Source organism: Raoultibacter phocaeensis, assembly GCF_901411515.1.
GTDB lineage: Bacteria > Actinomycetota > Coriobacteriia > Coriobacteriales > Eggerthellaceae > Raoultibacter > Raoultibacter phocaeensis.
On sequence record NZ_CABDUX010000002.1, the window covers coordinates 1,395,186 to 1,414,650 of the forward strand.

Below are 19,465 nucleotides of genomic sequence, written 5' to 3' on the forward strand. Positions count from 1 at the left end.
GCGGAGAGAACCGCATCACGCCTGAATTGTGTGCTGGTTAGAACGTTGCGATAACCGCCCCATCGTAGGTGGAGTCGATGAACTGCTTCACCGTATCGCTTGTAAGCGCCTTCACGAGCGCCTGGATCTTCTCGGAGTCCTTGTCGGCGGGATTGACCGCGACGACGTTGACGTACTTCTCGGCAGCCTCGGAATTCGCCTCTTCGCTTGCGATGGCGGTAGAGGGATCGAGTCCCGCGCCGATGGCGTAATTGCCGTTGATGACGGCCAGGTCAACGTCGGCAAGCGTACGCGGAAGCGCGGCGGCTTCGGCTTCGATGATCTCGACGTTTTTGGGATTCTCAGCGATGTCATTCTTCGTTGCGGTCAGACCAGCGCCGTCTTTGAGCGTGATGACCCCCTGCTCTTGCAGCAGGAGAAGGGCGCGGGCTTCGTTGGTGGCATCGTTCGGGACGGCGATCTGGGCGCCCTCAGGCAAATCGTCGAAGCTTGCGGACTTGCCGGGATAGACGCACAGCGGCTCGAAGTGGATGCCGCCCGCGGAAACGAGGTCGAGGCCGCGCTCGGCGTCGAAGTCCTCAAGGTAGGTGATGTGCTGGAAGTAGTTCGCGTCGAGCTCGCCGTTCGAAAGCGCGAGGTTCGGCTGCACGTAGTCGGAAAACTCCTGGATTTCAAGCGTGTAGCCCTGGTCGGCAAGCTGGGCCTTGACCTGTTCGAGGATCTCGGCATGGGGTGCCGGCGATGCGCCGACCTTGATGACCTTGTCCTCGCTTGCAGGAGCGTCGCCCGACGACGAGCCGTTCGAGTCGCCCGATCCGCATCCGGCCAGAAGGCCGAGGGTGCCGCAGGCGAGCGCAGCGGCAAGTCCGATCTTAAGTACGTTTCTCAATTTCATGGTGTAACCCTTCCCTTTTCTTACGATACACGAATACGCGTATGAATTTTGGATTCTAGTACATGTACGAGGAAAAACCTGTTCGGGCGATGCCGATTTACGGTGAACGCGCTATCTCGTGCGCTTGTCGACGCGCCGCGCGACCACGTTCATGATGCTCTGCATGATCTGCACGAGCACGATGCAGATCAGAAGCGCCGCAACCATAACCTCGACCTCGTAGCGCTGGTAGCCGTATCTGACCGCAATGTCGCCCAAGCCGCCCGCGCCCACCATGCCGGCGATGGCCGAATAGCCCAGAAGCGTAATGAGCGTAATGGCCGCACCGCGCACGAGCGAAGGCACGCTTTCTTTGAGGTAGACCTTGATAACAACCTGCCAGATGTTCGCACCGAAGCTTTGCGCCGCCTCGACGAGCCCCGCATCAACCTCGGCGAGGCTCTGCTCGACCATGCGCGCAACGAACGGGATCGCAGCGATGATGAGCGGAAACACCGCACCGGGAACACCGAGCGTCGTGCCGGTGACAAAACGCGTGGCGGGAATCAGCACGACGATGAGGATCACGAACGGAATGGAGCGCCCGATGTTGACGATCCAGCCGAGCACCGTGTTGAGCACCCGGTTGGGCCTCAGGCCCCCAGGTGCGGACACGAACAGAAGCACCCCGAGCGGAATGCCCACAAGATAGGCGATGATGGTTGGTATGCCCATCATGAGAATCGTGTCCCAGGTGCCCTGGGCAAGCAGACCTCCGTACTGCGCGAAAAACCCTTGCAGCCACTCCATGCTACCCCACCTGCCTTTCGGCGGGGTCGCCCGGCAGATAGTCGCTTCCCAGTAGTTCGCGAGTCACAGCGCTTCGCGGGTTCGAGAACACGGCTCTCGTATCCCCCGTCTCGACGATGCGCCCCTGGTCGATGACCGCGATCTTGTTGCAGATCTTCTCGGCTACGGCAAGCGAGTGGGTGATGACGACCATCGTCACCCCGAGCTCTTCGTTGATGCTCTTGAGAAGCTTGAGTATCGAAATGGTCGTCCGGGTGTCAAGTGCGCTTGTAGCCTCGTCGCACAGCATCACGCGTGGGTTGTTGGCAAGTGCGCGCGCGATGGCAACACGCTGCTGCTGTCCGCCCGAAAGCTGGCTCGGATAGCTCTTCGCCTTCTCGGTAAGCCCTACGAGCTCCAAGAGCTCCAGCGCACGCGCCTCGCGATGCTCTTTCTTATCGTGGCGCAGCTCGAGCGGAAACGTCACGTTCTTCAAAACCGTGCGCTGCTGGAACAGGCTGAAATTCTGGAAGATCATGCCGATGGATGCGCGCAGCGAAAGCAACTGCTTGCCCGCGTAGCCCGTGACATCCTCGCCGTCGATGACGATACGGCCGGACGTGGGTCGCTCGAGCAGGTTGATGCAACGCACGAGCGTCGATTTACCCGCACCCGATTCGCCGATGATACCGAAGATATCGCCATCAGCGATAGTGAGGCTGACGTCGGTAAGCGCATGGTGCTTCGACGCGCCGTCGTATGTTTTTGACAGATGCTCGATCTGGATCATTGTTCAGATTTCCTCGTACAGAATAACTAACATGATATGCGGCCGTACATGGTTTGAGATATGGCCGCTCGGAAGCTAGGCCTGAGTGTCTGCGCGCACGCCGACGAACCCAGGCTTGGGCATGCACATCATCATGCTATGTACGAATTCGAAATTCATAACGGGTCAATACTACTCGATGATTTCGAGATGTCAAGTACGCACATCCCTTAAAATCCACGACAAGCTGTGTATAATAGCTCGGATGAACAGCGCAAGGAAAAAAATCGCAGTGGTAACCATGGGCGTGAAGCTCGGCGACGAGACGCGCGGCTACACCCGGTTCCGCTTCCTTTCGGAATTACTGGTCCGCGAGGGATTCGAAGTCGACCTCATCACGTCGAGCTTTCAGCACTGGGACAAAGCGCACCGCGACACCTCGAAGGCGTGCTATCGGAACCTTCCCTACTCCCTCGTGTTCATCGACGAGCCGGGCTACACCAAAAACCTCGATCTCGGGCGCATCAGAAGCCATGCGGTGGCAGCCAAAAACCTCCGCGCCCACCTCGAAGCGCACCAAGGCGAGTATGCGCTTATCTACGCCGAGATTCCGCCGAATGACGTCGCTCGCGCATGCGCTGAATACGCGAGCGGACACGGTATTCCATTCGTAGCCGACATCAACGATCTATGGCCTGAAGCCATGCGTATGGTCGTGAACATCCCCGTCGTAAGCGACATCGCATTCTACCCGTTCGCCCGCGATGCGAGACGCGTGTACGAGCTTTTGTCAGGCGCGGTCGGAACCTCTGACGAATACGCCGATCGACCGACGAAGGATCGCGAAAAGCCCTACCCCAAAGCAACGGTCTACGTGGGAAACGTCCTCGCCGATTTCGATGCCGGCGTGCGGGCTCATGCCGCCGAGATCGAGAAACCGCAGGGCGAGGTGTGGGTAACCTATGCGGGCACGCTCGGCGCGAGCTATGACATCGCGACGCTCGTCGAAGCGGCATCGCTGCTCGCAAAACGCGCGGACTGCGTGCGCGTTAAGATCCTCGGCGACGGTCCCGACCGGGAGAAACTCGAAGCGCTCGCGCACGAAAAGCAAGCGCCGGTGGATTTTCTCGGCTACATGGATTACCCGCACATGGCCGCCTTTCTCGCCGCCTCCGACATTACCGTGAACTCGCTTGTGCAATCGGCCGTGCAAAGCATCGTCACGAAGATCGGAGATTACCTGGCAAGCGGAAACCCTCTCATCAACACCGGCACGAGCCCCGAGTTCAAAAAACTCGTTGCAAGCGGCGGTTTCGGCGTGAACGTCGAGGCGGAAAACGCCGAGGTGCTTGCAGAAGCTATCGAGAAGCTCACCCTGAACCCCAGCATGCGCAAGATCATGGGCGCGAAAGCGCGCGCCGTCGCCGAAGAGTCGTTCGACCAGCCGCGTTCGTATATGAGAATCGTCGACCTGATTCGAACTCTGATCTGATTTCTGTGGTGCAATCGACCGCACGGCGCGCCTTGCCCTATAATGGACGCATGGAAGCAACCCGACATATCTCATTCTCCCCGCCCGACATTACCGAGGCGGAGATCGACGCCGTTGCCGAGGCCCTGCGATCAGGCTGGATAACCACCGGCCCGAAAACAAAAGAGCTCGAACTGAGCATAGCCGCCTACACGAAAGCAACGAAAGCCGTATGCCTTTCATCGGCAACCGCAGCGCTCGAATGCGCCTTGCGAGCGCTCGGCATCGGTCCCGGCGACGAGGTCATAACCTCGGCCTACACCTACACCGCATCGTGCTCGCCCATCTGCCACGTGGGAGCAACGCCCGTGCTCGTCGATACCGCGCCCGGCTCCTACGAAATGAACTATGCCGAACTCGGCGACCTCATCACCGAACGCACGAAAGCCGTTATACCCGTCGACATTGCAGGCAGGATGTGCGACTACGACAGGCTTACAGGCGTTCTTTTGACGAAGAAGGCCCTGTGGCACCCGGAAAATGAGCTGCAGCGCGCTTTCGACCGTGTCATCATCGTGGCCGATGCCGCCCATTCGCTCGGTGCAGACTACCACGGGCGCGCAAGCGGTTCGGTTGCCGATTTCACCACGTTCTCGTTCCATGCCGTGAAGAATCTCACGACAGCCGAAGGCGGGGCGCTCGTATGGCGCGAAGGCGGATTCGACTCCGAGGCGCTCTACCGAGACCTCATGCTGCAATCTCTCCACGGCCAAACGAAAGACGCGCTTGCCAAAACGAAGGTCGGCGCCTGGGAGTACGACATCGCGTTTCCGGGCTGGAAGTGCAACATGACCGACATCCAGGCGGCGATGGGGCTGGCTCAGCTTACACGCTATCCGAAACTTCTCGCCCGCAGGCGCGAGATTATCATGCGCTACGAAGCGGGTCTCGCCGAAACCGGAGCATGCGTGCTCAAGCACTTCGGTGACTGGGCGAATTCGAGCGGTCACCTCATGCTCGTGCGGCTGCCGGGCAAGGACGAGGCGTTTCGCAACCGAGTCATCGAGCTCATGGCCGAGGCGGGCGTTGCAACGAACGTCCATTACAAGCCCCTGCCCCTGTTCACTGCGTACCGTACCCTCGGATTCGACATCGCCGACTTCCCGAACGCGTATGCCCAATACCGAAACGAAATAACGTTGCCGCTCCACACCCTGCTCTCCGACGAAGATGTCGACTACGTGATAGGAACGTTCAAGCGGGCTCTCGAAGCTGCGGACGAGCAGGATACGCGAGGGCGCGGCTGATGTACGCCCGCTTCGTGAAGAGATGCCTCGACATTCTCATCGGAATCGTCGCCTCGCCCTTCGTCGCCCTGATACTGCTTATCCTGGCACCGTTCATCCATTTCGAGGACAAGGGGCCCGTCTTCTACAACGCGCCGCGCATCGGCAAAGACGGACGGGTTTTCAAGATGTACAAGCTCCGGTCGATGAAAGTGGATGCGCCCGATCTCACGATGCCCGACGGATCGACCTATAACGGAGCAGATGATCCGCGCATGACGCGCATGGGACGCTTCATGCGAAAGACGAGCATCGACGAGCTTCCTCAGATATTCAACGTGGTCAAAGGCGATATGAGCCTCATCGGCCCCCGACCCGATCTCGAACGCGAAACCGAACTGTACGTGGGCAACGAACGCGAGAAGCTACTCGTACGCCCCGGCATCACCGGCTACGCCGCCGTGTGCGGCAGAAACGCGCTCCCTTGGCACGATCGGCTCGCGCTCGATGTCTACTACGTGCACCATCTCACGTTTCGGCTCGACGTGAAGATATTCTTCAAGACGTTCGCGACGGTGTTCGGACAGGAGGGCGTGTTCGTCGAAGACGAAGAATAGCTCCGCCTTGCCTTCTATCCCGCACGACTCCGAGTCCTAAAATCGCCCTGCACTGTCCTACTCGGATTGGATTCCGAACGGATCCCACGTATCCGATATGCCCTCGAATGCGCCGCGCTTCTCAAGCTCGCGGTAGAAATCCTTCGTATACCGGTACATCGTCATCGGATATTCCCCGAACTCCTGCCCGAGCGCCTGCTTGTACTCCGCCCACATGCACCAGAGGAATCCGCCGAGCGCCACGTAGAGGTAATGGCGCGTCCATTCGTTCTCCGTCGGCTCATCCCCAACGTACAGACGCAGAGCAAGGTCGATGCGTTCTTTATCGAGTTCGGCGAAAATGGCGTACATCGCAACGTCCATGATCGGATCGCCCATGCCCGCAAATTCCCAGTCTATGACACGCCCCTCGCCGTCCGGCAGCATGAGGATGTTGATGTGAGCGTAATCGCCGTGGCAGAGAATCTCGGGCACCTCGACGCGCTTTTTCAGCGCGAACAGGCGACGTACCTTGCGATTCGTCTCCTCGATGTCGCGAAACCGAATCGCATGGGCGCTTTCGGCGAGTGCATAGTAGTCGGCGATCATGCGCGCGATATCGAAGCGGTGCGGAATCTCGATCGCAAGCTCGTGCACCTTTTTTATCTGCTGCATCGATATTTCGAGATCGCGATCGTCAAAGGGATCGGCGGAGCGCACGTCGTGCCAGTACCGCGTGATCTTGATGCCCGTTTCGGCATCGAAGCGCACCACCTCGTCCGATATGCCGAGCGGCGCGATCGAGTCGTACACAAGCTTCTCGCTTCGCCGGTCGATCTGCTTGTCGGTGCCGATGCCGGGTACGCGCAGCACATATTCGTCGCTTCCGAGGGCGAAGTGGAACGAATTGTTCGTGACGCCCTCTTTGAGCGGGAAGATGTCGGTGATGGCCGACTCTTCGACGCCGAACGAGTCCGCGATGAAGCGCATGACCTCGTTGCGCGAATCGGTGGCGTAGGAAACGTCGTACGCGCGCAGCTCTTCGAGGCACTCGAACTCGTGCACGTTGCCCGTCTGGTCGTTCACGTACATGACGAGTTCGTCGATATGGTCCTTGAGAACCTGCTCCCAATAGAAATCATCGGCATCCGGACAGCGTGCGTACTCGTCCATGAGCTCCTTGAAGCGGTTGGAGAACGCTTCGTCGAAGAACGCGGGGCCGACGATGGCAAGCGCATCCGCTCCCCCGATTTCGATGCTTGTAATTCTACCGCTTTCATCGGACTCGATGCACCACTCGTCGGTCGGCCCGTCGAATCTGAGGCACGAGAACCAACTGTGCGACTCGTGCGCATTGAACGGCGATCGCTCGATCCAGTTATCGGCCATAAGCACGTAGGAATTCTTCAGATACGGCGCGGCCAAACGCAGGCTTTCGAGGTTGTTCTTCGTCGCATAATCGGGATTGTAGATGAGCTTCACGCCGTAGGCGTCGACCAGGTACTCGAAGGCTTCTTTCATGTATCCGATGACTATAACGATGTCGGTGATCCCCGCCTCGATGAGCTGTTCGATCTGCCGTTCGAGCATCGGCTTGCCGTGTACTTCGAGCAGCCCCTTCGGAGTATCGTAGGTCAGCGGCACGAACCGCGATCCGAAACCCGCCGCAAGGATGATCGCGTTGTCGACCGGCTTCAAATATGCTTGCGTATCCCCCATTGCTTTATGCCTTCTCGTTTACGGGAACGAGTGCCAGGATCCGCTCTTCCTCGGCTTCGAGCTGCTCGTCTTCAGCCTCAAGTTGTTCGGCCTTCTTCACCGCGAGAAGCGTCGCAAACGCAATAGCGCAAATACCTGCCGAAAGCTTACCGATAAGAACCGGAACGATCATCGAAGGTTGGAAATTCGCCGTAAACGAAAGGTGATCGCCAAACAAAAACGCGCAGCAGACCGCAAACGCAAGGGTGATCACCTTATCGCGAGCCCTCAAATCTTTAACCATGGCTAGAAGCGCTAGCACGTTCGCCGAAGCAGCAAGAAGACCGGTCGTGGCATCAGAGCTGAGACCGAAGACGCCGCCGATTTTCGCGAGCGGCTTAGCGAGGTAGCGCTTGATGAGATACACCATGGGAAACGCGCCACACAGCATCATGCCGATCGCTCCCGAGACCTCGAGAGCCCTAAAGATATCTTCCTCGTCGGCAATGATCGGATCGAAGCCGAAGGAGCCGAAGATCGTTGTAAACGCACCCGTGAAGTATTCGATGACGGCGAGAACGAACACGAGCTTGAGCACGCTTTCGAGCACACGGCCGAACACGATGAAGCCCTTGATCATCGCATCAGGCGCGAACCGCAAGCCGAGAGCAAGCGCCACGCAGATAATGATGAGGGGAACGAGGTTCACGCCGATTTGAGCAAAACTCAACGCAAGCTGATAGGTCGCATCAGCGTTAGTCGATACCACCTCGCGGATGACGGGGTTCGCAAGCGCAATGATAACGCTGCCGACAAGCACGCCGATGGGGATAGCGAGAAGCCCGCTCATGACGCCGAGCGCAAGGTACTTACGATCCTTCTTCTGAAGCATTTTCAAAGCGACGGGAATCGTGAATACGATGGTTGCCCCTGCCATATAACCGGTAATCATGGCCATCATCCAGCTCTCGCGCGTTTGGGCGAGCGCGTCGGCGAGCTGATAGCCGCCCATATCGACGGCAATGAAGGTCGTCGCCGCCATAGCGGGATCCGCACCGAGCGCCCCGTAGACCGGACCGAACACCGAGCTCACGAATGCGGTCAGAAACGGTGCCGATGCCATGATGCCGGCAACAGGAAGAAAGATCGGACCGATCGAATCGATACCCGCCACAAACTGCTGTCCGAGTTCGCTTTCGGGTTTGAAGATCGAGGCGACGCAGCCTGCGAACGCGCACGCCATGATAATGTAGACCACAATGGTCCCGAACAACTCCATATGATTTCCCCTTCTTCCGAAAGACCGCGAGAAGCGGCTTCCTTGCATTTTCAACCGCTGTATGCAACCGCATGCAGCGGCTTTTGATTCCTAATCCATTGCCTCGTAAAGGCAAAGCGCAAGCTTTCCGTATGTTTTCGCCGCGCGATACCACAAGTAAAGCCAATTCCCGACAGGATCCCCCGTCGACTCTTTATACAGGGCCCATACGAACCAGTAGTAAGCGCTTATGCTCACGTATGCGAGACAGTGCCTGCGCTCGGCAGCGGTTGGAGGCCTTCCGAAATACTTCGCGATGACCTCTTCGGCCTCGGCAACTGTATAGTCGGAGCAGCATACGAACGTGCCCAGATCGCTTGCGTAATCAGACATGGCCGAATACTCCCAATCGACGAGGTACATCACATCGTCGCGAACGAGAAAGTTCGGGTTGTAGAAGTCGTTGTGACACAGCACTCGCTCAATACCGTCTGATTGTACGAAATCGTTGAGCCGCTTTGCACGATCGGCCAACTCGGCAAAATCGGGAAACGAAGGATACGACTTGCTTCCGAGAAGCACGACTATCTCCTCGGCTTTTTCGTACACGTCAAACGACCACGCCGACACTTCTCCGCTTGCATGGAGCTTGCGCACCAAGGCGAGTCCGCGCTCAACGTGATCGGGGTCGTGATAGTCGAACGCTATGCAATCAGGAATGAATGCCGACAGCTTCCATCCCCTTTCGGGATCCTCGAAGATGAACGTCTCATCGATGCCGAGCTTTTTGGCGACGCCCTGCGAATACGCCTCGCTCTCGCGATTGATGATCTCCTCGGTCCCAGCACCGGGATGACGATACACGTATGTCGAGTCGCCGCATGAAAAACGAAACGACAGGTTAGTGAGTCCTTCTTTGATGGGCGCGATGTCGATTATTGCCGAGCGAGGACATCCAAGTACCGCACAAATATTGTCGAATATTTCCGAATCGACGTTATCAATGAAATCATGGTCGAATTCGCGCAGATCATCGAGCGAATCGAACTCGTACACAACGCCCTCGTCGAAAGGTTGCATGACCATTTCGAGTTCTCTGATATGGTCGACGTAGATGTCCTCCCACAATTTCGGTGCCGTCTCGGGCTTGTCGTACTCCTCTTCGAGGATTTTGACGAATCCTTCCGAAAACGTCCGATCGAAGTATACATGCCCGAGCATTCCGTAAGCATCCGCTCCCCCGTAGCTCACCTTTACGATACGGTTGCCCGCTCCCACCGTTATGCAGTATTCGTCGGTTTTGCCGGGAAAGTACCGGGCTGCGTAAAACGCTTGGTACTCGTAAGCTGAAAATACGTTCTCAGTGAAATAATCGTCCGACGAGCAGACGTACGTGTTGCCAAGCCGCTCTCTTACAAGCATGAGCGTAGAGTTGTTGTTTCGCGTTACATACTCCTCGTTCACGACGATGCGCACGCCGAACTTGTCTTCCAAATGAAAGAACGCTTCCTTCATATAGCCGACCACGACGGTGATGTCTTCGATGCCGGCCTCTTGCAACTGGCGGATCTGGCGCTCTATCAGCGCTTCGCCGCGCACCTTCAACATTCCCTTCGGCCTATCGTAGGAAATCGGCGCAAAGCGCGATGAAAAACCTGCGGCCATGATGACCGCGTTGTCGACCTTGTAGGGAACAAGGGCATCCATGCCGCGTGGGGTTATCCGGTATTCCCCCTCGAGCAGCCCGTCTTCGATGAGCTGTTTGCACGCCGCATTGATCGACCCGAGCGACAACCCGGTCGCGTCAGTCAGGTCTCTCTGCGTCAGCGGACCTTCGCCCTTCGAACATTCCCGAAGCACTAAGAACTCTTTCTTCTCGAGAGACATATCCGCCTTCTCACTCCTTACTCATTCGACCTTGCTATACCAGTAAGAGATGTTTTATCCGATGCACCCGCAACCCCGCTAAACCGTCTTTGGCTCCAGCTCGTGCTCCACCTTGCCTTCCAGCCCGTCTTCAAGCAGCATGTCCTGCTCTTCGAGCTGCTCAGCCTTTTTCACCGACAGCCACCGAGCAAAGACGATAGCGCAGATGCCCGCAACCAATTTACCAAACATGATAGGTACGATGAGCGTTGGTTGGAAGTTCGCGGTGAACGAGAGGTGATCTCCGAGGACGAAGGCACAGCACACGGCAAACGAAAGCGTGATCACCTTGTCGCGCGCCTTCATCGATTTGAACATCGCAAGCAGTGCGAGCAGGTTCGCGCATGCAGCGAGGATGCCCGTCATGGCATCGGAGCTCAGTCCGACCGTCCTGCCAAGCGTATCAAGCGGTTTGGCAAGGAATTTCCTAATGAGCCATACCATGGGAAACGCACCGCATAGCATCATTCCCGTTGCGCCGCATGCCTCGAGACAGCGCATGAGATCGTCCTCGGTGGCAAGGATAGGATCGAAACCCCACGCCGCGCCGAGCGTCGACGAGAAGAAGCCGGTGAAGTATTCAACCACGCACAACACGAGAATGATCTTGAGCGCCGATTCGAGCACACGGCCGAATACCATGAACCCCTTGATCATGGCATCGGGCTTGAAGCGCAAACCGAGCGCGAGCGCCACGCAGATGACGATAAGGGGTACGAGATTGATTCCGATCTGACTGAATGTGAGCGCAAGTTGGTAGGTCGCTTCGGTGTTGGTTGCAGCAGTTTCGCGGATGAAGGGGTTCGTAAACGCAAGGATGACGCTTGTCACAAGAACACCGATCGGTATCGCGAGGAATCCGCTCATTGCACCGAGGGCCAAATACTTCTGATCTTTGCGCGGGATCATCTTGAGTGCGACTGGAATGGTGAACACAATAGTTGCTCCAGCCATGTAACCCGTGGTCATGGCCATGATCCATCCCTCATAGGTCTGCGCAAGCGTTTCTGCAAGCTGGTAGCCGCCCATATCGGAAGCTATGAATGTCGTTGCCGCAAGAGCGGGATCGGCCCCAATCGCGGCGTATGCCGGTCCGAATACCGCGCTGATGAACGCTTTAAGATACGGAATCGAAGCCCACACGCCTGCAACCGAAAGAAAGAGCGAGCCGATCGCCTCGATGCCGAACTGCCACTGGAGGCCGAGCTCGCTTTCGGGTTTGATAACCGAGGCTGCACACCCCACGATCGCACATATCATTACGATGTACACGACACCTGTGCCGAGCATCTCCATCTTTCTCTCCCTTTCCTCTAATCCAATCGCGCGTGGATATGCGGCACCACCCCGCTCCCAGGCAGATCGGGGTATTTCCGTACTACTTTTCGTACAGACCGAGTGCTTGCTTCATCATCCTCTTGCAAAACCGGTACCAGTTGAATTCGTCTTCGCCGATGGGTTGATCGAGATACGCCTCGTAGCCCGCCCACACGGTCCAATAGAACTTGCTCAGACCCGTTCCCGCAACGCTGTGGCGATATTCTTCCTCGGTTGCCTTACCACCGAAATACTGGTCGATGGCGTACCTCGTTTCCTCTTCGGTCATAAAGTGCTGCAGAAACGATCCCATATCGAGCCCGTAGTCGCCTGTCGCGGCGTATTCCCAATCGATGAGGTCGAAGCCGTCTTCCGATACGAGGATGTTGTTGCCCCATGCATCGCCGTGCACGAGCACGGGAGCAACGCCGTCGGCATCGACGTAACGCTTCGTTTCTTCGGCCAGTTTGAAAAGTTCGCGATAGCTCTCCGGATAGCGGTCTGCGCTTCCGTACATCAGATCGGCGAGCTTGCGCGCCTCTTCGTAGGCATCGAAGCGACGCGGTACGGTTTTGCCGGCATCATGCAGCGTTCGAACCATCTTCATAGCGGTATCGACATGTTCTTTCTTGCCGTAGTCGAACGTCTCGACCACCTCGACGAACCGACTGATTTTCCACCCCTGCTCGGGATCCTCGTATACAAAAGTACGATCCAACCCCAGTTCGCGAGCAAGATGCTCCGCTTCGGTCTCGCTTCTGCGATCGACAAGGTTCTCGCTCCCGTTGCCGGGATGTCGGTAGACGTATTCGCTGCCGCACGCGGAGAACCGAAACGAAAGGTTGGTAAGTCCCTCCTTGATGGGCTGTACGCCATGGATGTCCGTCCGGGAGCAGCCGAGGATCGAGCAGATGTTATCGAGTATGGCCGAATCGACGTTGACAATGAAATCGGGATCGAAGGCCCGCAGGTCGTCAAGCGAATCGAATTCGAGTATCGAACCCGGCTCAAACGGCTTCATAACCATGTACAGGTCTTTCGTATGCTCCGCGAATATCTGATCCCATAACTTCGGCTTCGTTTGAGGGAGATCGTATTCGCGTGCGAGTATTCCGACAAACGCTTTGCTGAATGTTCGGTCAAAATACACCTGCCCGAGCGCCACATAACGATCATCGCACGTCGTTTCCCCGTATTCGATAATCCGATCGTCTTTTCCAAGCTCCATGACCCATTCCGTCACGCGGCCCTCAACGAGCACGCCCGGTATATTCGCCTCATACTCGTAACGGGAAAACACATTGTTCGGAAAATAGTTATCCGACGAGCAGACGTACGTGTTGCCGAGCTTTTCGCGAACGAGCCATAGAGAAGAATGGTTGTTCCTCACGGTATACTCCTCGTTTACGACAAGGGATACGCCGAATAGATCCTCAAGATAGAAGAACTGCTCTTTCTTATAGCCGACGACAATCGTGATGTCGTCGATACCGGCCTCCTTGAGCTGGCGTATCTGCCGTTCAATGAGCACATCGCCTTTGACGTTCAGGAGTCCTTTAGGCTTATCGTAGGAAATGGGGGCAAAGCGGGAAGCGAACCCCGCGGCCATGATAACAGCGTTCTCCACACGATAAGGCTCGAGCCGCGCATACGCCACTTCGGTTAGCCGGTATGCTTCGCCGAGCATATTTTCTGCTGCAAGTTTTTTTGAAACCGCATTAACCGTTCCAAGCGAGAGCCCCGTGCTTGCCGCGATCTCGCGTTGCGAGCGCGTGCTGTTTCGAAAGCATGCTTCGAGTACCAGAAATTCCGGTTTCGAAAGCGGCAGTGCATTGCTTTGCATAGTCTGACACTCCTTGCTAGACCGAATACGCAGGATCTATTTCCTGCAGTTCGCGAAACGTATCGATTTCCACAACGTCTTCGAATCCGCATTCCCGGATGCGAACCGTGTAGTTCTTGGCGAAGTAGTTGAGCGGAACCTCGTCCCAGTAGCGTTCTTTGCCTCCGGGCATAGTGAATGTCGCTTCGATATCGCTTGAGAGCTTTTTCCCATCCTCGGAGGTCCAGTACGATATCCCGAACATGTGGTGGCAGTTCGTACCCCCAACCGTAAGCTTCGTGATAACGCCTCGCTTAGATTCGAAGCACCAATCGTCGGTCACTTCGACAGGCACGCCAAGGTAATTGGAGTCGTATTGGTATCTCGTGATGAGCGAGCGGTTGTATAAAAGCAGGTCAGATTCCATAACGTATGCGTTTTCAAGCAAGTCTTTGGCAGCGAGCGCAGACGATATGTTGTTCGCCTCGTTGTAGAACGGATTTTCTATGAACTCGATATTCGGATAGCGGTAGCGCAGTTGGTCGAACTGTTCGGAAAGGTATCCGCGCACGATGTACACCTCTTCAATCCCCGCCGCGCTGAGTGCTTCGAGAAGCGAATCGATAATACGATCTCCGCGGACGCGGATGAGGGGCTTGGGCGTATTGAGGGTAATCGGTACGAGTCTCGTACCGAACCCCGCCGCAATGAGCACAGCGCGCTGGACACGATACGGCTCGAGCGCTTCAAACCCAGCCTGCGTTACCGATCCTTCGGTCATGAGGTCGGCACCTGTCAAATCGGCCACCACCTTGTTCACGGTGCCGACCGAAAGGCCCGACATCGCGGAAAGCTCCCGTTGCGTCACGGAAAGGCCGCGTGTCTCATCGAGCGTTGTCAGTAGTTTGAATTCCTTATAGTTGAGCTGGCCACGCATTGTTCCTGCCTTTTGCCGTCATGTATCGTTGTATCGAGAAATTCACGTGAGGTGTTCCATCGCACGCATGCGCTTCGGGACCTTGCTTCACGCCCGCGCCCTTACGGCCTTCTTCACGCCCGTCATAACGAGCTTGAGCGCCACGTTCGTCCCGAGGATCATGAGCGATACGAAGGCGGTGCACTCGGTCAGACGCTGGGCGTCGAGGTCGGTGATCAAGAGCGCAAGCGGCATATCGAGCGTCGTCGCCAAAAACGCTACAGCCGAAATGGTCACCATGCAGTTCACGAAGAAATACGAGAACATCTCGATGATCGTATCGGCCGTTTGGGGTATCAGCACGTCTTTCAAGATGCTCGCCCTACTGATACCCATGGTCGATCCGACCGCCTCGAGGTTTTCGTTCGCTTTTCCGAGCGAATTGTAGGCCATGAGATACGGGGAGGCGAAGAAATGAATGAGGTTCGCGAGAATGAGTATGGCGAACGTGCCATAGATAAACGTACCCTTGAAGAACAGCACGTACGACAAACCGAGCACGATACCGGGAATCGCAAGGGTCGTGATCGCAACGAGATGCAGAATTCTGCCCGTGCGTCCCTTGATGCGGGCGGTAATGTAGCCGGCAAAGTACGCGAGTACCGTGCCGATGGCGGCAACGGCGAATGCAATGAGCACCGAGTTCACCCAGTAGTCGCCCGCGTTCAGATTGAACGCGCGTCCGATGTTTTCGAGCGTGAACGTCATGTCGATCGGGTACTTCGCCACGAACGACACGATCGCGAACGAGCAGAGCGGAAGCAGGATGAACAGCGACATACCGAGGCTCATCGCGTACCCGAGCGCATCGCGCAGACGGTTCTTCGCAATATCAAAGCCTTTCGATACGAAGGAAAGCTTGCCCTTGTCGGCATTGAGCATATCGACGAGAAACGCCACCACTGCGGGAATGAGCAACACGAACCCGATAGCTACCCCGGTATCGAAGTTCATGAGGCCTATGACCTCTTGGTACATGAGCACGGGAAGCGTGGTGCACTTGCCGCCCACCATAAGCGGTACGCCATAGTCGGTCACCACAAGCGTGAACGTTGCAAAAACCGCCGATATCAACGGCTTTCGCAAATACGGTAGCGTGATGTTGACGAATTGACTGAGTTTGGGGATGCCGAGAATGTCAGCCGCCTCGTAGGGCAGCGCATCCTCATACTTAAGCACGTCATATACGATCAGGAACGCCGAGGGGAACGAGTAGAGCACCGAACCCATGACGATGCCCCAAAACCCGTATATCGAGCCATCGAGACCGAATAGGTTCGTGATGATACCGTTTGAGCCGAACAGGAATACGAGTCCCATGCCGTGAGCCAAGGAGGGAATGAGCATCGGCAGTGTCATGAGAACACCGAGAGCTCCTTTGAAGCGAATGTTCGTACGGCAGAGAACCCAGGCCATGGCGATAGCGAGCGCGATAGCGATGACCGTTGAAGTGAGCGCAACAGCTACCGAGTTGAGGCATGCCGTGACGAACTGCTCGGTGCCAAAGACCGCGCGCGCTTCGGGATTCGCCAAGTTCGCGAAGAGCGTGATGAGCGGCAAGATCGCTGCAAAAAGAAAGAACAGCGCAAGCACGACGCGCGTGACGGTAAGTTTTCCGTTGCCCTTCACGCGCCTTACGCCTCCATGAATCGTGCGAGCGAGTCCATCTTTATACGGAGGTTTTCGACGACGAACGCAGAGACGTACTCGTCAGCCGGATGCGCGATGATCTCCTCAGGTGTTGCAAGCTGATGAATCCTGCCCTCCCCCATGACCATGACGCGATCGGACAAGGCAAACGCTTCTTCTTGGTCGTGGGTGATGTAGATCATCGTCGTGCCGAACTCCTTCTGAATGCGTTTGAGTTCGCCACGCAGCGAAAGCCTCGTCTCGACATCGAGAGCGCTCATCGGTTCATCGAATAAGATGATATCCGGGTTGAGCGCGAGCGTGCGCGCGATACTTACTCGCTGCTGCTGACCGCCCGAAAGCTGATGCACCTTCTTGCCAAGGTGTGCCGAAAGCCCCAGCTGATCAAGGATGGCGGTCGCGATTTCACGCCGACGGCCCTTGAGCTCGTCGTTAAACTTGAGTGCGTACTCGACATTGCCAAGCACGGTCATGTTTTCGAAGAGCGCGTAATCCTGAAAGACAATCCCCATATGGCGCTTATCAGGTTGCTCGTGGGTGATATCCACACCGTCAAGTAACACCGTGCCCTCATCGGGAGCGAGCAGGCCGATGAGTATGCGCAGCGTAGTCGTCTTGCCGCAGCCCGACGGTCCGAGAATGGAGAGGAACTCGCCGTCGTACACGTCGAAATCGAGCGCGTGGAGCGTGTCGTTCCCATCGAAGCGCTTGGTGAGACCCCGTATGGACAGTTTTACCGTATCGCTCATGGTTCTAGTACTTCCATCTCTCTAAAAGGCGTTGCTTTTCGTCAATGTCGAAGATGCCAGTCATATCGGCGTATGCTGCATCCGTCGGATAGTTCGGAATCGACGTATCCTGCTCAATGAAAACCCTGTCGGGCACGAATTCTTGCTTATCAAGCAGTATTCCCTTGTCGTACATCCAATCCATAACGGCCTGAACGCCGGGTTTTTCTTCTTTTCCCTCAATGACGCCAATACCGTTCATAGTCCAAGGAGATCCCTCCGTAAACTCGACGATCTCGATCGGTACGTTCTGATTGATTTCTGAAACCGCCTGGTACGTCAAACCGAGACCAACGAGTGCTTCTCCTTGCACAAGCGCGTTTACGGGTCCTGAGCCCGAAGAAGTGAACTGGTACACGTTTTCGGCAAGGCCGTCGAAATATGCGAATGCCTCTTCTTCACCCCGTTCGTTAACGATGCTCTTCACAAAGTTATAGCCCGTACCCGAGGATTTGGGGTTCGGCATACAGATGAGTCCCTTATACGCAGGATCGAGCAAATCGTCATACGTCTCGGGCACGGCAAGCCCGCGCGCCTCGAGCTCGCCCCGGTTGACCGCGATACAAGCGCTTTCCCGCCGAAACGGCAGGTACTTCTGCGTTCCGTCGAGCAAGTCATCCTCGAAAACGGAGAAATCGTATGCAAGAGGAGCGAGCACATCCTCGATCTGACGCAAATAGCCGCCTTCGAGCATGAGGATGATGTCCGCCTCGCTCTGCACGCCCTCGGTTTTGATGCGGGCGGCTCCCGAACCCGTCGACACGTAGTGGAGCCTGATGTCGTATTCGGGAAGATCCTCATGCATTGCGGTGAGAAGCATTTCGTTGGCAGCGCCCTCCCCGCACGAGTAGATGACGACTGTGTTCTCGTTTGCGGGCGAGCAGCCCGAAAGAAGCAACGACGATGCGAGCAGGCAGCCGACGGCCACCGCCCCCCTTCGGGTTATCGGGTATGCAAGATACGCTGCCAGATCTTGTTGGGTGTGTGTGGTGGTAAGCATAGCGACCAGTGTAGCCGTACTGTTCATTTTTGTAAAGAAAAAGTAAAATTTGAACAAGCAAACTATCAAAAGCGCCTTGCAAAAGACCCAGGCCTTACTTTGCTGAGAATATGCTGCACCTCCGATGCAGTTCGCCGCGACCGAACCGCTCGTGGTACGGAAGGAAAAAATCCCGCCTACTTGGACGTGCTTTCGTCATCTGCCTCGTCGGGATGAACTCGACGCCATCGATCATTCTCTTTAAGGGCTATCTCCTGCGAAAGGATATCGAGTCGCTCTTTGAGATTCGATACCTCTACCGTCAGCGTAAAGCACCTTATGAACAAAAAAGCAATCACGCACAGAAAAATAAAGTTCGAGGGGGACTCGATGCTGAGCAGATCGGAAAAGAAAAACACGACAGGGGGAAAGACCGCTGCAATCACGAGCGCAGCAGCGAAAAGGAGCCAGAATACCGAATTGGCAATGCTCATCTCGGTTTTCTTGAGCTTTCTCAAAACGAATAGAAAAACGATCAAGGCACCGAGAACTAGAACCGCCCGAAAATACCAACTCATCGTTTCACCTCAGCCATTGCACGATAAGTATCGACACGAAGGCACGCGCCATGTACATGATTGATTTCGAAAAGCTTAAATAGCTCTCCCCTGTTTCCCGATCCCTCATTTCAGCCTGCACCTCTACAACTTTAAAACCCTTCCTCATAAGATAAGCAAGCGTATCGGGTTCAGGACCGAAGTCCGATCGGTTCACGAATTCCTCTATCGTCCGACGATTGTACATGCGCATACCCGATGTAGGATCGAAAAGCTTCTTGCCCGTTGTAAGCTTAATGAGAGACGAAATGAGCATCGAGCCAGCCATACGGGCGGACGCATTTTTCTTCTTCGTCACAAAGCGAGATCCGATGACGATGTCGGCACCCGTTGCCTCCATGGCCTCGAGCATCGGCGTAACGTATTCGGGCCGGTGCTGGCCATCGGCATCGAATTGCAGCGCGCAATCATACCCGTTTCGCCATGCGTACTTCATGCCCGCCTGAAAACCCGCTGAGAGCCCCACGTTAATCGGCAAATCGAGGAAGTTGTATCCTTCGCGACGGCATATCGCACCCGTTTCATCGGTAGAGCCATCGTTGATTACAAGGATATCGACGTCGGGCACCGCCTGACGCAACTCCTCGATCGTCCCCACGATGCAGTCTTGCTCGTTGTATGCTGGAATAATCGTTAATAGCTTCATCGC

At 56.2% G+C, this 19,465-nt stretch carries 17 protein-coding genes; 3 read left to right on the top strand and 14 right to left on the bottom strand.

Annotated features, from left to right (window positions below; genetic code table 11):
- Nucleotides 1-37: 37 nt before the first annotated feature.
- The 3 genes from FJE54_RS13885 to FJE54_RS13895 all read right to left on the bottom strand — a co-directional run bounded on the left by FJE54_RS13885 (nt 38) and on the right by FJE54_RS13895 (nt 2,453).
- On the bottom strand, nt 38-895 hold the full coding sequence (locus FJE54_RS13885) for a MetQ/NlpA family ABC transporter substrate-binding protein (RefSeq protein WP_139653392.1): 858 nt from the start codon (nt 893-895) through the stop codon (nt 38-40).
- Between the two features lie 111 nt (nt 896-1,006).
- On the bottom strand, nt 1,007-1,684 hold the full coding sequence (locus FJE54_RS13890) for a methionine ABC transporter permease (RefSeq protein ID WP_139653393.1): 678 nt from the start codon (nt 1,682-1,684) through the stop codon (nt 1,007-1,009).
- Nucleotide 1,685: 1 nt separating this feature from the next.
- Complete coding sequence (locus FJE54_RS13895) at nt 1,686-2,453, bottom strand: methionine ABC transporter ATP-binding protein (RefSeq protein WP_139653394.1); 768 nt, start codon at nt 2,451-2,453, stop codon at nt 1,686-1,688.
- Between the two features lie 280 nt (nt 2,454-2,733).
- Here FJE54_RS13895 and FJE54_RS13900 point away from each other — a divergent pair, with 280 nt between their 5' ends.
- From FJE54_RS13900 to FJE54_RS13910, 3 genes are read left to right on the top strand one after another with little or no spacing between them, the layout of a single operon-like run.
- Nucleotides 2,734-3,924, top strand: coding sequence for a glycosyltransferase family 4 protein (locus tag FJE54_RS13900; RefSeq protein WP_139653833.1), 1,191 nt, complete (start codon nt 2,734-2,736; stop codon nt 3,922-3,924).
- Between the two features lie 50 nt (nt 3,925-3,974).
- Nucleotides 3,975-5,210, top strand: coding sequence for a DegT/DnrJ/EryC1/StrS family aminotransferase (locus tag FJE54_RS13905; RefSeq protein WP_139653395.1), 1,236 nt, complete (start codon nt 3,975-3,977; stop codon nt 5,208-5,210).
- Nucleotides 5,210-5,806 carry a sugar transferase gene (locus FJE54_RS13910; protein WP_139653396.1) on the top strand — a complete coding sequence of 199 codons (597 nt, stop codon included), beginning with the start codon at nt 5,210-5,212 and terminating at the stop codon, nt 5,804-5,806. The genes FJE54_RS13905 and FJE54_RS13910 overlap by 1 nt, the downstream gene beginning before the upstream one ends.
- A gap of 57 nt (nt 5,807-5,863) precedes the next feature.
- On the opposite strand, the gene FJE54_RS13915 is transcribed toward FJE54_RS13910, so the two are convergent.
- The 11 genes from FJE54_RS13915 to FJE54_RS13965 all read right to left on the bottom strand — a co-directional run bounded on the left by FJE54_RS13915 (nt 5,864) and on the right by FJE54_RS13965 (nt 19,462).
- Nucleotides 5,864-7,504: a phosphotransferase gene (locus tag FJE54_RS13915; RefSeq protein ID WP_139653397.1), complete on the bottom strand. Its 1,641-nt coding sequence runs from the start codon at nt 7,502-7,504 to the stop codon at nt 5,864-5,866.
- 4 nt (nt 7,505-7,508) lie between these two features.
- Nucleotides 7,509-8,762 carry an ethanolamine utilization protein EutH gene (eutH, locus tag FJE54_RS13920; protein WP_139653398.1) on the bottom strand — a complete coding sequence of 418 codons (1,254 nt, stop codon included), beginning with the start codon at nt 8,760-8,762 and terminating at the stop codon, nt 7,509-7,511.
- Nucleotides 8,763-8,852: 90 nt separating this feature from the next.
- Complete coding sequence (locus tag FJE54_RS13925) at nt 8,853-10,628, bottom strand: NTP transferase domain-containing protein (RefSeq protein WP_139653399.1); 1,776 nt, start codon at nt 10,626-10,628, stop codon at nt 8,853-8,855.
- A 78-nt stretch (nt 10,629-10,706) separates the two neighbouring features.
- Nucleotides 10,707-11,963 carry an ethanolamine utilization protein EutH gene (gene eutH / locus FJE54_RS13930; protein ID WP_139653400.1) on the bottom strand — a complete coding sequence of 419 codons (1,257 nt, stop codon included), beginning with the start codon at nt 11,961-11,963 and terminating at the stop codon, nt 10,707-10,709.
- An 82-nt stretch (nt 11,964-12,045) separates the two neighbouring features.
- A complete protein-coding gene (locus tag FJE54_RS13935) occupies nt 12,046-13,827 on the bottom strand; it encodes a phosphotransferase (RefSeq protein ID WP_139653401.1) in 1,782 nt (593 codons plus the stop codon).
- A gap of 16 nt (nt 13,828-13,843) precedes the next feature.
- Complete coding sequence (locus FJE54_RS13940) at nt 13,844-14,743, bottom strand: sugar phosphate nucleotidyltransferase (protein WP_139653402.1); 900 nt, start codon at nt 14,741-14,743, stop codon at nt 13,844-13,846.
- An 87-nt stretch (nt 14,744-14,830) separates the two neighbouring features.
- Nucleotides 14,831-16,411, bottom strand: coding sequence for an ABC transporter permease subunit (locus tag FJE54_RS13945; RefSeq protein WP_139653403.1), 1,581 nt, complete (start codon nt 16,409-16,411; stop codon nt 14,831-14,833).
- A 5-nt stretch (nt 16,412-16,416) separates the two neighbouring features.
- Nucleotides 16,417-17,181, bottom strand: coding sequence for an ABC transporter ATP-binding protein (locus FJE54_RS13950; protein WP_139653404.1), 765 nt, complete (start codon nt 17,179-17,181; stop codon nt 16,417-16,419).
- Nucleotides 17,182-17,185: 4 nt separating this feature from the next.
- Nucleotides 17,186-18,148 carry an extracellular solute-binding protein gene (locus tag FJE54_RS13955; protein WP_255467445.1) on the bottom strand — a complete coding sequence of 321 codons (963 nt, stop codon included), beginning with the start codon at nt 18,146-18,148 and terminating at the stop codon, nt 17,186-17,188.
- A gap of 248 nt (nt 18,149-18,396) precedes the next feature.
- On the bottom strand, nt 18,397-18,777 hold the full coding sequence (locus tag FJE54_RS16480; RefSeq protein ID WP_139653406.1) for a DUF2304 domain-containing protein: 381 nt from the start codon (nt 18,775-18,777) through the stop codon (nt 18,397-18,399).
- Between the two features lie 4 nt (nt 18,778-18,781).
- Entirely contained in the window at nt 18,782-19,462 is a 681-nt protein-coding gene (locus tag FJE54_RS13965) for a glycosyltransferase family 2 protein (RefSeq protein ID WP_139653407.1), read from the bottom strand.
- Between the last annotated feature and the right edge of the window lie 3 nt (nt 19,463-19,465).

Coding starts and splice junctions, on each gene's coding strand:
- FJE54_RS13885 (WP_139653392.1), bottom strand. CDS start 895: ATGAAATTGAGAAACGTACTTAAGATCGGACTTGCCGCTGCGCTCGCC.
- FJE54_RS13890 (WP_139653393.1), bottom strand. CDS start 1,684: ATGGAGTGGCTGCAAGGGTTTTTCGCGCAGTACGGAGGTCTGCTTGCC.
- FJE54_RS13895 (WP_139653394.1), bottom strand. CDS start 2,453: ATGATCCAGATCGAGCATCTGTCAAAAACATACGACGGCGCGTCGAAG.
- FJE54_RS13900 (WP_139653833.1), top strand. CDS start 2,734: ATGGGCGTGAAGCTCGGCGACGAGACGCGCGGCTACACCCGGTTCCGC.
- FJE54_RS13905 (WP_139653395.1), top strand. CDS start 3,975: ATGGAAGCAACCCGACATATCTCATTCTCCCCGCCCGACATTACCGAG.
- FJE54_RS13910 (WP_139653396.1), top strand. CDS start 5,210: ATGTACGCCCGCTTCGTGAAGAGATGCCTCGACATTCTCATCGGAATC.
- FJE54_RS13915 (WP_139653397.1), bottom strand. CDS start 7,504: ATGGGGGATACGCAAGCATATTTGAAGCCGGTCGACAACGCGATCATC.
- eutH (WP_139653398.1), bottom strand. CDS start 8,762: ATGGAGTTGTTCGGGACCATTGTGGTCTACATTATCATGGCGTGCGCG.
- FJE54_RS13925 (WP_139653399.1), bottom strand. CDS start 10,628: ATGTCTCTCGAGAAGAAAGAGTTCTTAGTGCTTCGGGAATGTTCGAAG.
- eutH (WP_139653400.1), bottom strand. CDS start 11,963: ATGGAGATGCTCGGCACAGGTGTCGTGTACATCGTAATGATATGTGCG.
- FJE54_RS13935 (WP_139653401.1), bottom strand. CDS start 13,827: ATGCAAAGCAATGCACTGCCGCTTTCGAAACCGGAATTTCTGGTACTC.
- FJE54_RS13940 (WP_139653402.1), bottom strand. CDS start 14,743: ATGCGTGGCCAGCTCAACTATAAGGAATTCAAACTACTGACAACGCTC.
- FJE54_RS13950 (WP_139653404.1), bottom strand. CDS start 17,181: ATGAGCGATACGGTAAAACTGTCCATACGGGGTCTCACCAAGCGCTTC.
- FJE54_RS16480 (WP_139653406.1), bottom strand. CDS start 18,777: ATGAGTTGGTATTTTCGGGCGGTTCTAGTTCTCGGTGCCTTGATCGTT.
- FJE54_RS13965 (WP_139653407.1), bottom strand. CDS start 19,462: ATGAAGCTATTAACGATTATTCCAGCATACAACGAGCAAGACTGCATC.